Origin of the sequence: Micromonospora sp. NBC_01655, from assembly GCF_026339755.1 — a bacterium.
Taxonomy (GTDB): Bacteria; Actinomycetota; Actinomycetes; order Mycobacteriales; family Micromonosporaceae; genus Micromonospora.
Genome location: NZ_JAPEQF010000001.1, coordinates 1,828,258 through 1,842,777 on the forward strand (window position 1 = coordinate 1,828,258; position 14,520 = coordinate 1,842,777).

12 protein-coding genes are annotated in these 14,520 nt (G+C 74.3%); 9 read left to right on the forward strand and 3 right to left on the reverse strand.

Going from position 1 to position 14,520, the window contains the following annotated elements; translation table 11 throughout:
* Positions 1–241: 241 nt before the first annotated feature.
* On the reverse strand, positions 242–1,198 hold the full coding sequence (locus OOK41_RS08620) for a hypothetical protein (RefSeq protein ID WP_266263778.1): 957 nt from the start codon (positions 1,196–1,198) through the stop codon (positions 242–244).
* A gap of 11 nt (positions 1,199–1,209) precedes the next feature.
* Complete coding sequence (locus tag OOK41_RS08625; protein WP_266263779.1) at positions 1,210–1,893, reverse strand: hypothetical protein; 684 nt, start codon at positions 1,891–1,893, stop codon at positions 1,210–1,212.
* 339 nt (positions 1,894–2,232) lie between these two features.
* On the opposite strand from OOK41_RS08625, the gene OOK41_RS08630 reads away from it, so the two are divergent.
* The 8 genes from OOK41_RS08630 (at position 2,233) to OOK41_RS08665 (ending at position 12,528) form a co-directional block, all read left to right on the forward strand.
* Positions 2,233–3,723 (forward strand): catalase, encoded by a 1,491-nt coding sequence (locus tag OOK41_RS08630; protein WP_266263780.1) that lies wholly within the window; start codon positions 2,233–2,235, stop codon positions 3,721–3,723.
* A gap of 244 nt (positions 3,724–3,967) precedes the next feature.
* A complete protein-coding gene (locus OOK41_RS08635) occupies positions 3,968–6,310 on the forward strand; it encodes a nitrate- and nitrite sensing domain-containing protein (protein ID WP_266263782.1) in 2,343 nt (780 codons plus the stop codon).
* Positions 6,310–6,732 carry a roadblock/LC7 domain-containing protein gene (locus OOK41_RS08640; protein WP_266263784.1) on the forward strand — a complete coding sequence of 141 codons (423 nt, stop codon included), beginning with the start codon at positions 6,310–6,312 and terminating at the stop codon, positions 6,730–6,732. Before OOK41_RS08635 ends, OOK41_RS08640 begins: the two co-directional genes overlap by 1 nt.
* Positions 6,722–7,108 carry a DUF742 domain-containing protein gene (locus OOK41_RS08645; protein WP_117670754.1) on the forward strand — a complete coding sequence of 129 codons (387 nt, stop codon included), beginning with the start codon at positions 6,722–6,724 and terminating at the stop codon, positions 7,106–7,108. Before OOK41_RS08640 ends, OOK41_RS08645 begins: the two co-directional genes overlap by 11 nt.
* Positions 7,089–7,691 (forward strand): ATP/GTP-binding protein, encoded by a 603-nt coding sequence (locus OOK41_RS08650; protein ID WP_117670756.1) that lies wholly within the window; start codon positions 7,089–7,091, stop codon positions 7,689–7,691. The genes OOK41_RS08645 and OOK41_RS08650 overlap by 20 nt, the downstream gene beginning before the upstream one ends.
* Positions 7,692–7,852: 161 nt before the next feature.
* A complete protein-coding gene (locus tag OOK41_RS08655; protein ID WP_266263788.1) occupies positions 7,853–8,890 on the forward strand; it encodes a lactonase family protein in 1,038 nt (345 codons plus the stop codon).
* A 188-nt stretch (positions 8,891–9,078) separates the two neighbouring features.
* Positions 9,079–10,824, forward strand: a complete 1,746-nt coding sequence (locus tag OOK41_RS08660; protein WP_266263790.1) for a substrate-binding domain-containing protein — start codon at positions 9,079–9,081, stop codon at positions 10,822–10,824.
* 288 nt (positions 10,825–11,112) lie between these two features.
* Positions 11,113–12,528: a sugar transferase gene (locus tag OOK41_RS08665; protein ID WP_243639993.1), complete on the forward strand. Its 1,416-nt coding sequence runs from the start codon at positions 11,113–11,115 to the stop codon at positions 12,526–12,528.
* 75 nt (positions 12,529–12,603) lie between these two features.
* Here OOK41_RS08665 and OOK41_RS08670 read toward each other — a convergent pair whose 3' ends face one another.
* Positions 12,604–13,734: a PP2C family protein-serine/threonine phosphatase gene (locus tag OOK41_RS08670; protein WP_266263792.1), complete on the reverse strand. Its 1,131-nt coding sequence runs from the start codon at positions 13,732–13,734 to the stop codon at positions 12,604–12,606.
* Positions 13,735–13,833: 99 nt separating this feature from the next.
* Here OOK41_RS08670 and OOK41_RS08675 point away from each other — a divergent pair, with 99 nt between their 5' ends.
* Entirely contained in the window at positions 13,834–14,490 is a 657-nt protein-coding gene (locus OOK41_RS08675) for a MarR family winged helix-turn-helix transcriptional regulator (protein ID WP_266263793.1), read from the forward strand.
* Positions 14,491–14,520: the final 30 nt, after the last annotated feature.

The following is a 14,520-nucleotide window of genomic DNA, read 5'->3' on the forward strand; positions in this document are numbered from 1 at the left end:
ACGTCGCGGTTACGTAGAGCGTTCGCAAAAGACCTTCTGGTACGGCTGCTGTCGGCGTCGCCACCGACCGCACGGTCAACCGGCTCACATCACGCGGCAGGGTGAGTGGCGCATCCCACTCGGCCCGGCAGTCTCCGCAGCCGTCATCGTGATCGAAACCTGGACCGCGGTTCCCGGGATGTGCCGCACGCCCCGGCCGTCTGTGGCCGGGGCGTGCGGATAGCTAGCGTCGGAAGGGCGGTCAGCGGCCGAGCACCCGGTCCAGGAAGTCGCGGTACCGGCGTACCGCGATCCGAAGCTGCTCGGTGTCGTCGCCGGTCTGCTGCCAGTCGCCAAGCTTGTTCTTCTGCTCGGCGAGCGCGGCGGCGAGCGCCTTGATGGCCTCCTCCACCAGCGACTGGGCCTGCCCGGCGGCGGCCTTCGGGTCGTCGACGAAGCGGAGCTGGACGTCGCGCCAGCGGTCCCGGAAGGCCTGGGCGGCGTCCGGCTCGAAGAGGTCGGTGGCGTCCCCGTGCACCGCGCCGCCCGTCGGCCGGGCCGTGGCTGCGCCGAGGGCGGTGTCCGGGGCGGCGGCGTCCGGGTCGGTCATGCCCGGCTCGGGCCGGCCGTACCCGGCAGCGCCGGCGACTACCGCGTCCTCGCGGCTGCGGTCCGCCTCGGCCGCCGCCCAGCGGTCCCGGTCGTGCAGCCGGTCCCCGGCGGTCGGGTCGGCCCGCTCGGCGTCGAACGCGTCGGTGCGCCCCGGCGCGCCGTCGCCCGGTTGGGCGGTGTCCTCGCCACGCGGGTCCCGTTTGTCGGCCGGCCGGCCGCTGGCCATGGCCGAGGCCGCCACCGCGTCGCCCACCGTGGTCGCCCCGAACGCGCTCGGTAGGGGCGCCGGATCGTGGAACTCGGGCGCCCCGTCGGAGTCGGCGTCCCGCACGTCGTACGGGCGGGTGTCGTCCAGGTCGTCGGCCTCCCGGCGGCGCTCGCCCCGCCGGTCCGTCCCGTGCCCGCCGTCCCGTTCCCCGGCCACCGCCGGGTCGTCGAAGGTGCCCCGGTCGTCCAGCACGTCCTCGGGCAGGTCGACCCGGCCGTCGGCGTCGCGGTCCCGGTGGTGGCCGGCCTCGGTGGGCCGGTCGCCCGGGGGCGGGACCGGCACCGGCGCGGACCGGACGGCCTCCGGGTGGTCGCTGCTGGCCTGCTGCTCCTGGCGCATCGTGGCTCTCCTCAACGGCTCGTGACGTCGTGCGGACGGTCGGCGGGCCCGGCGTCCGGCTGATGGTCGGGCCCGGCGTCCGGCCGATGGTCGGGCCCGGCGTCCGCCCGGTGCTCGGGCGTGGCGTCCGGCCGGCGCTGCTCCGGTGCCCGGCCGCCCACCGGGTCCTCGCCGAGCAGGTCGGCGAAGAGCGCCCGGTAGTGGACGACGGCCTGCCGCAGCTCCTCGGTGCCCGCCTCGCCGCGCTCGTTGCGCAGCCGGATCTCGTGCGCGTCCCGGTAGTGCGACAGCGTCCGGGCGTGCTCGACGGACAGGTGGGCCACCTGGTCGGAGAACTCCCCGGACGGGTATCCACGCTCGGCGACGAGCCGGCCGACCAGCTCGTCCGCGTCACTCACCGTCTCGGCGGGGGAGTCGACGAAGCGGATCTGGAGCTCCTCCCACGCGGCGGCGTAGCGGGCCCGGGACTCGGGGGTGAGCGGGGTGAGGGTCAGCTCGGCGTGCCGGCGCTCCCGGTCCCGCAGCTCCCGCTCGGCGGCCGAGCGGCTGTCCCGCTCCGTGACCATCCGGTCGTACTCGGGGCCGAACCGGGACCGCAGGGCGCGGCGGCGGGCGGCCTGCCGGCCGACCACGACCAGCGCCGCGACGACCACCAGCACGACGAGAACTGTGACGACTACCTGCGTGGGCGACATGGCTCCTCCTTCGTACCCCCGGTATTCCCTCAGGCCACTGATCGCCAATCCCGATCCGAGGGAATTTCCTGGGTGGTCCCGGGTACGGGCTGCGGCACGGGCGGTTCCGGCCCCGCTCCGCCCCGGCGTCCGGTTCCCGGCGGCCCGCAATGACCCGGCGCACAGAACCGACCCCGGCCCGAAACTTGACTCGTTCCAGAAAACGGGCCAGGGTGGGTGATGCCGGTCGAGTCCGACGTCGAACGCCTCCGGGGCGGCCGGGCTGCGGGTCACGCAGCCCCGCCTCGCGGTGACTCGCGGCGGCACGCTGCCGGCATCGACAGATTCCGGAGGAGAGCGATGAGCGACCCGCAGGCGAGCAAGCCGACCCTCACCACCCGTCAGGGTCACCCCGTGCACAACAACCAGCAGCAGCGGACGGTCGGCTCGCGCGGTCCGGCGACGCTGGAGAACTACCACTTCCTGGAGAAGATCAGCCACTTCGACCGGGAGCGCATCCCGGAGCGGGTGGTGCACGCCCGCGGCTTCGTCGCGCACGGCGAGTTCGAGGCGTACGGGACGATCGGCGACGAGCCGGCGTCGACCTACACGCGGGCCAAGCTGTTCCAGACCAAGGGCAAGAAGACCCCGGTCTCCATCCGCTTCTCCACCGTCATCGGCGGTCGGGACTCCTCGGAGGCGGCGCGCGACCCGCGCGGCTTCGCGGTGAAGTTCCGCACCGAGGACGGCAACTGGGACCTGGTCGGCAACAACCTGCCGGTCTTCTTCATCCGGGACGCGATCAAGTTCCCGGACGTGATCCACTCGCTGAAGCCGGACCCGGTGACGTTCCGCCAGGAGCCGAACCGGATCTTCGACTTCATGTCGAACACGCCCGAGTCGATGCACATGCTGACCTGGCTGTTCAGCCCCCGGGGCATCCCGGCCAACTACCGCACCCAGGACGGCTTCGGGGTGAACACCTACCGGATGGTCAACGCCGCCGGTGAGGGCGTGCTGGTCAAGTACCACTGGAAGTCGCGGCAGGGCGTCGAGTCGCTGACCGAGGAGCAGGCAGCGGCGATCCAGGCCACCGAGCTGGGCCACGCCTCGAAGGACCTCTACGAGGCGATCGAACGCGGCGAGTACCCGCAGTGGGAGCTCAACGTCCAGATCATGAGCGACGACGAGCACCCGGAGCTGGACTTCGACCCGCTCGACGACACCAAGACCTGGCCGGAGGACGCCTTCCCGCTGCGCCCGGTCGGGGTGATGACGCTCAACCGCAACGTCACCAACTTCCACAACGAGAACGAGCAGATCGCCTTCGGCACCGGCGTGCTGGTCGACGGCCTGGACTTCTCCGACGACAAGATGCTGATCGGCCGGACGTTCTCCTACTCGGACACCCAGCGCTACCGGGTCGGCCCGAACTATCTCCAGCTCCCGGTCAACGCGCCGCGCGAGGACGTCCAGGTCAGCACCAACCAGGACGGTGGCCAGATGTCGTACGGGGTGGACAACCGGGGCGGCAGTCCGCACATCAACTTCGAGCCGTCCTCCGTCGCCGGGCTCCGGGAGGCCGACGAGTCGTACCGGGAGTACCGCCCGTTCGTCTCCGGCCAGATCGTGCGGGCCCCGATCGAGCGGCAGAACAACTACGCCCAGGCCGGCGAGCGGTTCCGCACCATGCCCGGGTGGGAGCGCGACGACCTGGTGCAGAACATGATCGATCTGCTGGGCCGGTGCGACAAGCACATCCAGGAGAAGATGGTGTGGCACTTCGACCAGTGCGACGAGGAGTACGGCCGCCGGGTCGCCGAGGGTCTCGGCAGCTCCGGCGAAGCCTGATCCAACCGGCCTGACCGGCACGCGCGAGCGCCCCGCCCCCCGAAACCGGGCGGGGCGTTCGCGCGTGCGTCGTCCACAGCGGAGCGTGCCGGGGTGAGCGCGCGGGGCGTCAGGCCCGGTACCGCAACGGCCGGCGATTACGTATCCTGCCCAAGGCGCCCGTGCCGGTGCCCCGGTGCCACGGCGGGCGAAGCCCGCGCCGGCGCCGGCGCCACCCGCTGCCACACCTTCCGGGCGAGGTCTGATGAACACCCGCGACTGGCCGATCCGCTCGAAGTTGACTGCGCTGGTCATCGCGCCGGTGAGCGCGCTGCTGGCGCTCTGGATCTTCGCGACCACCCTCACCTTCGGCCCGGCCCTGGACCTGCTCTCCGCCCGCACCCTCCTGTACGACCTCGGCCGGCCGGGCGAGACGGTCGTCGCCGAGTTGCAACGGGAGCGCCGGCTCAGCGTGGTGCAGCTCGCCGGCGACGGCGCGTTGCCGGCGCTGGCCGAACAGCGGCGGCGCACCGACGTCGCGGTCGCCGAGCTACGCGACCGGGTCTCCGGCGAACGGCTGCGCGACGCCGCCGACGACCTGCTCGACGCCCGCGTCGACCGGCTGCTCGGCGCGCTGGACGCGCTGCCCGCCGGCCGGGGCTTCATCGACCGCCGCGCGGTCGACCGGACCGGCGCGATCGGGCTCTACAGCGGCATGGTGGGCGCGGCGTTCCAGGCGTTCTCGGCGATGGCCACGCTGCCCGCCGACGACCTCAACCGGCAGGTCCTGGCGCTGACCGCGCTCGGCCGCTCCCGGGAGCTGCTCGGGCAGGCCGACGCGCTGCTCGCCGGGGTGCTGGTCACCGGGCGCTTCGCCGAGGGCGAGCACGCCCAACTCGTGCAGACCATCGGCAACCAGCGGTTCCTGGTCGAGTCGGCGGTGGCCGACCTGCCGGCCGACGACCGGGCCGCGTACCAGCGGCTGGCCGAGAGCGACGACTTCGCCCGGCTGCGGGCCCTCCAGGACACCCTGGTCCGGGCCGATCCCGTTCGGGCGCCCGCCGTGGACGTCCGGGCCTGGCAGGCCAGCCAGGACGCCGTCCAGCGGCGCCTGCGCGACTTCGAGCTGACCCAGGCCGACGGGCTGGCCGAGCGGACGGTCCCGGTGGCGGTCGGCATCCTCGTCCGCCTCGGGGCCGCCGGTGTGCTCGGGCTCGCCGCCGTGGTGGTGTCGGTGGTGGTGTCCCTGCGGGTGGGCCGGTCGCTGGCGCAGCGGCTCTCCGGGGTGCGTACCGCCGCGCTGGAGATGGCCGAGCAGCGGCTGCCGGACGTGGTGACCCGGCTGCGCCGCGGCGAGGACGTGGACGTGGCCCGGGAGGCGCCGTCGCTGGAGTACGGCCGCGACGAGATCGGCCAGGTCGGCCACGCCTTCAACGAGGTGGGCCGCACGGCCGTGCGCGCCGCCGTCGACGAGGTCAGCCTGCGCCGGGGGCTCAACGAGGTCTTCCTCAACATCGCCCGGCGCAGCCAGGGCCTGGTGCACCGGCAGCTCGCCCTGCTGGACCGGATGGAGCGCCGCGTCGAGGACCCGGACGAGCTGGCCGAGCTGTTCCGGGTGGACCATCTGGCCACCCGGCTGCGCCGGCACGCCGAGGACCTGGTCATCCTGGCCGGCGCCGCCCCCGGCCGGGGCTGGCGCAACCCGGTTGCGATGGTCGACCTGGTCCGGGGCGCGATCTCCGAGGTCGAGTCGTACGACCGGGTCGACATCGCCGACATGCAGCCCGCCGCCACGGTGGGCCGGGCGGTCGGCGACATCATCCACCTGCTCGCCGAACTCATGGAGAACGCCACCGCGTTCTCCCCGCCGGGCACCCGCGTCGCGGTACGCGGGCAGAGCCTGCCCAACGGGTACGCGCTGGAGATCACCGACCAGGGGCTGGGCATGTCCGCCCCGGCGATGGAGGAGGCCAACGAGCGGCTGTCGACGCCGCCGGAGTTCGACCCGGCCGACAGCGCCCGGCTCGGGCTGTTCGTGGTGGCCCGGCTCGCCGCCCGGCACGGGGTCCGGGTGCAGCTTCGCCGGGCCGCCCAGGGCGGGGTCACCGCCGTGGTGCTGATCCCGCCGGACCTGGTGACCACCGAGCCGCCGCCCGGGCCGTCCGCCACCATGCGGGACGGCTCGGCCGACGACCAGCGGATGGCCAAGGTGACCCGGCTCAGCACCCTGCCCCGGACGCGCTCGCCCCGGATCACCCGGGAGCGGGTGGACGCCCCGACCGCCGTGGTGCCGCTGGTCCCCAGCCGCGCCGTGCCGGCCGACCCGTCCGGCGAGGGCGACGGCCTGCCCCGGCGGGTGCGCCGGCGTGGTCCCGCCGCCCGCCCCCGGCCGACCGCCCAGGACGCCCCGGCCCCGCGCGCCCCGGAGGAGGCCCGCCGGCTGATGTCCGCCCTCCAGTCCGGCACCGCCCGGGGCCGCCGCGACGCCGCCGCCGGCGGCGCTCCCGTACCGCCCCCCACCACCACCACCGCCGCCGGTAGGCCACCGGATCCGGACGCCCCGGCGGCGCTTCCACAACCCCCGACCGCAACTGAGAGGGACGTCTAGTGGTGCACACGACGAAGTCGAACGTCGATCTCGACTGGTTGCTCGACGAGCTGGTGGACCGGGTACCGGCCGCCCGCCAGGCGGTGGTGCTGTCGGCGGACGGGCTGCTGCTCGGCGCCTCGGCCGACTCCGACCGCAGCGACGCCGAGCACCTCTGCGCCCTGGCCTCCGGCTTCTCCAGCCTCGCCAAGGGCGCCAGCCGGCACCTCGACGCCGGGGGAGTCCGGCAGACCGTGGTGGAGATGGAGTCGGCGTACCTCTTCGTCACCGCCGCCGGTCAGGGCGCGTGCCTGGCGGTGGTCGCCGAGGCCGACGCGGACATCGGCCTGGTGGCGTACGAGATGGCGATGCTGGTGACCCGGGTCGGCGAGAACCTGACCGCGCCGGCCCGGACCGGGTTGGGTACCGCCGATGCGGGCTGAGTCCCCCGGGCCGCAGCACGAGTGGCTGGACGCCGACGCCGGGCCGGTGATCCGCCCGTACACCCTGACCGGGGGCCGGGTCCGGCCGACGGTCGGTCTCGACCTGGTCGCGTTCGTGCTCGCCGACCGGGCCGTCGACCCCGCCGCCCACCCGCGACTGCACCCGGAGCACCGGCGCCTGGTCGAGCTGGCCCGCCGCCCGGTGCCGGTCGCCGAGCTCGCCGCCGAACTGGACCTCGCGGTCGGCGTGGTCCGGGTGCTGGTCGGCGACCTGCTCGCCCGCGGTCTGGTCTCCGTGCACGGGCCGGCCGGCACCGCGTTCCTACCCGACGACAACATCCTCAAGGCGGTGGTCAGTGGACTCCGTGCGCTATGACCGTGACGGATCCGGGGTGCGAATCCCGCTGGCCCTGAAGATCCTGGTCGCCGGTGGCTTCGGCGCCGGCAAGACGACGCTGGTGAGCGCGTTGAGCGAGGTCCGGCCGTTGCAGACCGAGGAGGTCCTGACCGGGGCCGGGATCGGCGTCGACGACCTCTCCGGCGTGGAGGGGAAGTCGACCACCACGGTGGCGATGGACTTCGGCCGGATCACCATCAACGAGGACCTCCAGGTCTACCTCTTCGGCACGCCCGGGCAGGACCGGTTCTGGTTCCTCTGGGACGAACTGGCCTTCGGGGCCCTCGGCGCGGTGGTGCTCGCCGACACCCGCCGGCTGGCCGACTGCTTCCCGTCGATCGACTACTTCGAGCAGCGGGGCATCCCGTTCGTGGTCGGGGTCAACTGCTTCGACGACGGCCGGCGGTTCGGCCTGGACTCCGTACGCCAGGCCCTGGACCTGGACCCGCAGGTGCCGTTGGTGTTCTGCGACGCCCGGGACCGACAGTCCGGCAAGCTGGTGCTGATCTCCCTGGTCGAGCACGTCGCCCGGCAGCGCGGCGAGCCGGTGCCGGTGGCCTGAGCCGGCCCCGGCCCGACCCGCCCGGGCCCCGGCGCGGTTCGCGGCGGTCCGGGGCGGTCCGGGGCGATTCGCGGGATTGAGGTGGGAATGAGGGCTGACGCGGTGGGTCGCGGGGAAAGCTCTGGTGGGATCGACACAGGCAGCGGCGGAAGGCGGATCGGGTGACCGGGCAGCAGACGATCGTCCACCTCGGGGGCTACACGGCGGCCAGCGGCGGCCGGGGCGACGGGATCGTCGCCGCCCGGCGGGACCCGGGGACCGGCGCGTTGACCCCGCTCGGCACCGTCGCGGTCACCCCGTCGCCGTCCTTCCTCGTCCGGCATCCCGTCCTGCCGGTGCTCTACGCCGTGAACGAGCTGGCCGAGGGGAAGGTCAGCGCGTTCCGCACCGGCCCGGACGGCGAACTGACCCCGCTGGGCGTGCGGGGCACCGGCGGCGCGGAGCCCTGTCACCTGGCGGTCACCCCCGACGGCGGGCACCTGGTCGTCGCCAACTACGGCGGCGGCAGCGTCGCCGTCCTCCCGCTCGACCCGCAGGGCGTCCCGGGCGAGCGCAGCGACCTGGTGGTGCACTCCGGGCACGGACCGGACCCGCAGCGCCAGGAGAAGGCGCACTGCCACATGGTGTCCCCCGCGCCGGACGCCGGGCCGCTGCTCGCCGTCGACCTCGGCACCGACTCCGTCTACCGGTACGACCTCGACGCCGCCACCGGCCGGCTGGTGCCCCGGGCCCCTCGGGTGCACACGGGGGCGGGCACGGGCCCCCGGCACCTGGCCCGGCACCCCGACGGCCGGCGCTGCTGGCTGGCGGGGGAGCTGGACGGCACGGTGACGGCGTACGAGCTGACCCCGGACGGGGCGTTGCACCAGCGTGGCCGGGTGGACGCCAGCAGCCGCGCCGGCCACGTCCAGCCCTCCGAGATCACGGTGGGCGCGGACGGCCGCTTCCTCTACGTCGGCAACCGGGGCGTCGGCACGGTGTCGGTCTTCGCGCTGGCGGGGGAGCTGCCCGAGCTGGTCGCCGAGGTGGAGACCGGCGGGGAGTGGCCCCGGCACCTCGCGCTGGCCGGCGGGTACCTCTACGTCGCCGACGAGCGCGCCGACATGGTCCGGGTGCTCCGGGTGGACCCGGAGTCGGGGGTGCCGACGCCGGTCGGCGAGCCCGTCCTGGCGCCCAGCCCGACCTGCGTCCTGCCCTGACCGGGCGATCGGCAGGCGCCGCGCTCCGTCCCTGTTCAGGGGCGGTCCGGCGACAGCCGGAAACGGCTCGGTTACTTAGTGTCGTGAAGCGGCCGTTGGCTGTGTATGCTGCGTAACTTTCGCCCGAACGGACGTGGCAGTGCCCGCAGCGGGTACGCAAGATGGTGACCGTGTCGGGCCGCCATCGCATGCGTTCAAGTCTCCCCGGAGCAGGTGCTGTCGCCTCGGCGACCGCGCTGGTCGTCGTCGTGGCGGGCGCCTGGTTCGGGTACCGCCAACTGGTGCAGCCGGCATGCTCGGGGCAGATCCAGCTCACCGTGGCGGCGTCCCCCGAGCTGGCGCCCGCGGTGCAGGCCGCGGCGGCCGGGTGGGTGGCCGACGGCGCGGCGGTCGGTGGCACCTGCATCGCGGTCGACGTGTCCGCGGCCGAGTCGGTGGACGTCGCCGCGGCCGTGGCCAGCAAGCACGGCGTGCAGCTCTCCGGGGTGGGCCAGGCCAGCGGCACCGCCGTCACCCCGGACGTGTGGGTGCCGGACTCCTCGACCTGGCTGCTGCGGCTGAAGGCCGCCGGGGCCACCGCGTTCGCCCCGGGCAACGGCCGTTCCATCGCCCGCAGCCCGATCGTGGTGGCGGTGCCCGAGCCGGTGGCCTCCTCCCGGCTCGGCTGGCCGGAGAAGAAGCTGACCTGGTCCGACCTGTTGCGGCAGGTGAGCAGCAGCAAGCCGCTGCGCGCCGGGATCGTGGAGCCGACCCAGGACGCGGCCGGCCTGTCCGGGCTGCTGTCGCTGACCACGGCGGCCAGCGCCGCCGGCGGCGACGCCGCGCAGGAGACGACCACCGGCGCGCTGCGGGCGCTGGCCACCGGCCGGTCTGCGTTGCGCGAGGACCTGCTCGCCCGGTTCCCGCGCTCCTCCGACCCGACGGCGATCGCCAGCGGCCTCGGCGCCGCGGTGCTGTCGGAGGAGGACGTGATGGCGTACAACGAGCGGAAGCCGCCGATCCCGCTGGCGGCGCTCTACCTCGAACCGTCGCCGATGCCGCTGAACTACCCGTACGCGGTGCTGCCCGGCGTCGAGCCGGCGAAACAGTCCGCCGCCCGGCTCCTGTTCGAGGTGCTCACCACCCCCGGCTTCCGTGACCGGCTGGCCGAGCGGTCGCTGCGTGGGCCGGACGGCAACTGGGGCGAGGGCTTCACGGCGCCGCGGGGCGCGTCGAGTTCGGCCGGCGGCGCGGGCGGCGCACCCGCGCCGGGCGGCAACGGGGCCGGCGGCCTCGACCCGATGGCGGTAGAGCGCGCCGTCTCCAGCTGGTCGATCGCCACCCAGTCCGGCCGGATGCTGTGTGTCATCGACGTCTCCGGTTCGATGAAGCAGCCGGTGCCCAGCGCCAACAACGCCACCCGGGCGCAGGTCACCGTGGCGGCGGCCAGCCGGGGCCTGAACCTGTTCGACGACTCCTGGTCGATCGGGCTGTGGACCTTCTCCACCAGGCTGGTGGGTGCCCGGGACTACCGGGAGCTGGTGCCGATCAACCCGCTGTCGAGCAACCGCGCCCGGCTGGGGCAGGGGCTGGCCACGATCCGGCCCTCGAACGGCGACACCGGCCTGTACGACACGACGCTGGCGGCGTACCAGGCGGTCCAGGACGACTGGGAGCCGGGCCGGGTCAACTCGGTCGTGCTGTTCACCGACGGCAAGAACGAGGACGACGACGGCATCTCCCAGCAGAAGCTGCTCGCCGAGCTGAAGCGGATCGCCGACCCCGAGCGGCCGGTCCAGGTCGTCATCATCGGCATCGGCGCCGACGTCAGCAAGGCCGAGCTGGAGTCGATCACCAAGGTCACCGGTGGGGGGAGCTTCGTCACCGAGGACCCGACCAAGATCGGTGACATCTTCCTCAAGGCGATCGCGCTGCGCCCGAACGCTCCACGCTGAGTCACCGATCAGCGCAGGTCGGACCGCCGCGCCGGTGAAACCCGGTGCGGCGGAACGTATTCCCGGGAATGGGCCGCCGAAGCAAATGACGGCAATACGTCCGAGGCGATCGGTGGCCATGGTTTTCAGGCAAGATGTCGAGGTGCTCCGGCGGTGCCGGTCCCGTGGGAAGGACCGACCGCCGACCGGGGCCGGCCTCAGCAGAATTGGGGAGGGCCGGTGACATCGGCGACGCTGTTGACCCCCACCAGTACGCCGTCGCGTCCTGGTGACGGCCGGGCCAGGCCGGTGGCCCGCGTCGACGAGCGGGCGTACGTCCGCATGCTCGTGGTGCTGGACACCGCCGTGCTGGCCGTCGCCGTGCTGATCGGCTACGTCACCCGCTTCGGCGGCGAGGAGCCGGTGGGCTCGAAGATCCCGTACGTCGTGGTCGCGCCCGCGCTCGTGCTCACCTGGCTGGTCTCGCTCAAGGTGCTGCGCTGCTACGACGACCGGGTGCTGGGCTACGGCGCCGACGAGTACCGCCGGGTGGGCACCGCCAGCCTGCGGCTCGCCGGGGGCACCGCGATCGCGGGCTACATCGCCGACGTCGGCGTCTCCCGGGGCTTCCTGGCCATCTCGTTCGCGGTGGGCATGGTGGGCCTGGAGGTGGCCCGGTTCGCCGCCCGCAAGCGGCTGCACCGGGCCCGGTCCCGGGGCCGGGGCTGGTCGCGCAAGGTCCTGGTGGTCGGCGACACCGCGCACGTGCTGGAGCTGGTGCACCAGCTCCGCCGGGAGCCGTACGCCGGCTACCACGTGGTCGGCGCCTGCATCCCGGACGCGCTGCTGGCGCCGGTGCCGCAGCGGCTCGGCGACGTCCCGGTGGTCGGCTCGTTCCGGGGCATCCCGCAGGCGGTCGCCGCGATCGGCGCCGACACCGTGGCGGTCACCGCCTCCGGCGAGCTGACCGCGACCCGGCTGCGGCGGCTCGGCTGGCAGCTGGAGGGGACCGGGGTGGACCTGGTCGTCGCGCCCGCGCTGACCGACGTGGCGGGCCCCCGCATCCACACCCGGCCGGTCGCCGGCCTGCCCCTGATCCACGTCGAGGCCCCCGAGTTCCGGGGGGCCCGCAAGCTGGTCAAGGGCTTCGTCGACCGGTCCGCCGCCACCGTGGCGGTGGCGCTGCTCCTGCCGCTGCTGGCGGTGATCGCGCTGGCCGTCAAGCTCGACAGCCGGGGACCGGTGCTGTTCCGGCAGACCCGGGTCGGCCAGGGCGGCCGGGAGTTCGGGGTGTTCAAGTTCCGCACCATGGTGGTCAACGCCGACGCCCTGCTCGCCGAGTTGGCCACCCGCAACGAGACCGACGGCCTGATGTTCAAGATGCGCGACGACCCCCGGGTGACCCGGGTCGGCCGGGTGCTGCGCAAGTGGTCGCTGGACGAGTTGCCCCAGTTGGCGAACGTGCTGCTCGGCCAGATGAGCCTGGTCGGCCCGCGCCCGCCGCTGCCCTCCGAGGTGGCCCGCTACGACGGCGACGTGGCCCGGCGGCTGCTGGTCAAGCCCGGCATGACCGGCCTCTGGCAGGTCAGCGGCCGGTCCGACCTGAGCTGGGAGGACGGCATCCGGCTGGACCTCTACTACGTGGAGAACTGGTCGCTGGCCGCCGACCTGACCATCCTGTGGAAGACCTTCGGCGCGGTCATGCGCAGCCGGGGCGCCTACTGAACACTCCGGCGTGGTGCGGCCGGGGCGCCACCGGCCCCGGCGTCGGCAGCCATCCCGCCCCGGCCGTGGCCCCGGTCACGGCTGTGGGCCGGTCCAGTCGAGGCAGACCACCACCGCGTCGTCGACGAGGTCGCCGGCGACGAACGCCCGCAGGTCGCCGAGCAGCGACCGGACCGCGTCCAGCGGCTCCATCGGGCCGGTCCGGCGCAGGAACCGGTCCAGCGCCGTCTCGCCGTACCGGACGTTCTGACCGGTCGCCTCGACCACGCCGTCGCTGAGGACGAAGAGCCGGTCCCCGCGGCGCAGCGTGAACTGCTGCTCCCGGTAGTCGGTCCCGTCGAACATGCCCAGCGGGAACTGTGCCTCCACCGGCTGCTCGACCACCTCGCCGTCGCGCAGCAGCACCAGCCGGGGCGAGCCGGCGTCGACCACCGTCATCGACCCGCTGGCCAGGTCCAGCTCCAGCAGCAACGTCGAGACGTGCTGCTCGCCCCGGTGCAGGGCGTACACCGCCTGGTCGGCCAGCGCCGCCTGGTCGGCCAGGCAGAGCCCGGCCCGCCGGGCGTTGCGCAGGGCGTGGGTGGCCAGCGCGGTCAGCACCGACGCGGTGACCCCCTCACCCATCCCGTTGATCGTCGACAGCCACAGCCGGTGCCCGTCGTCGGACCAGTCGAAGCTGTCACCGCGCACCGCGTACGCCGGTTCGAGCTGCCCGGCCAGGCTGAACGAGGGCCGGATCCGGCTCCGTCCGGGCAACAGCTCCCACTGCATCTCGGCGGCCAGGGTGAGCCGGCGGGTGCGGCGGGCGGCCCGGTACACGTCGGTGCCGTCGTTCACCGCCACCAGCTCGTGGCCGAGGGCGGTGGCGATGCCGAGCAGCTCGTCGAGGGCGGCCCGGTCCTCGGGGACCGGGGTGACCCGAAGCACGCCGCGCCGTTCCCCCCGCATGCTCACCGGGAGGTACCCGGTCCGGCCGGCCAGGACCGGCTCCTGGTGGTCGAAGCACCGCCAGGCCGGGTGGCCCGGCTCGGTCACCGGCTCACCTTCCGTGAGCGGAAGCAGCGCCGAGAGCCGGTAGTCGACCTGGAGCAGTTCGACGTCCGTGATCCCGTACGACCGTTCAAGGTCCACGGCGAGTCGGTCGACCAGCAGGTCGGCCGGTGCCCCGGTCAGCGTCCGGCGGGCCCGGTCTTCCGCACCGCTCATCGTCTGTCCTCTGTTCGGAGGGGCCGGCGACCAGGGACGCCGGGTAGTCTCGTGCCCACCATGTCCGAAGAACACGGTCCACGCGGACCAGAAGCGAGTATGGCCGCCGCCCTCGACGCGGCTGCCGGCACCCTGCTCACGGTCTTCGAGGCGGCGCGTGAGCGGACCACCAGCCGACTCTCGGGGGCGCAACTGCGCGCGGTGATGGTGGTCGAGCAGCACGACGGGATCAACCTGCGCCGGCTGGCGACGCTGCTCGACATGTTGCTCTCCTCGGCCAGCCGGCTCTGCGACCGGCTGGTGGCCGCAGGCATGCTGGAGCGCGAGCCCGGCCGGTCCGACCGCCGGGAGATCTCCCTGCACCTCACCGCGGAGGCCGAGCGGCTCCTCGCCGAACTGCGGGCCGACCGCCGGCAGCGGCTGGCCGCGATCCTGGCCGGGATGACCCCCGAGGGGCGGCAGGCGCTGCTCGCCGGCCTGCAGGAGTTCGACGAGGTGGCCCGGCACCGGCACCCGCCGGAGCCGCCGGCTGCGGAGTCGCCCGCCGAGACCCGGTCCGGGGAGCTGACGACGGAGACCGGCCCGGCTGACCGGCCGCAGGGCGAGCCGCGGGCCGGCTGGTCGAGCGGGAACCGGCCCGGCGGCGGTGTGCCGCGCGGCCGGGCGACCGACGCGGCCCCTTGCGGGTGGCCCGGCGAGGCCGCGGGCGGGTGGCCCGGCGACGCCGCCCCGGGCGGCTGGTCGCGCACGGCCTGACCGCGGCAGGGGCCAACGGTCGCCCGTCGG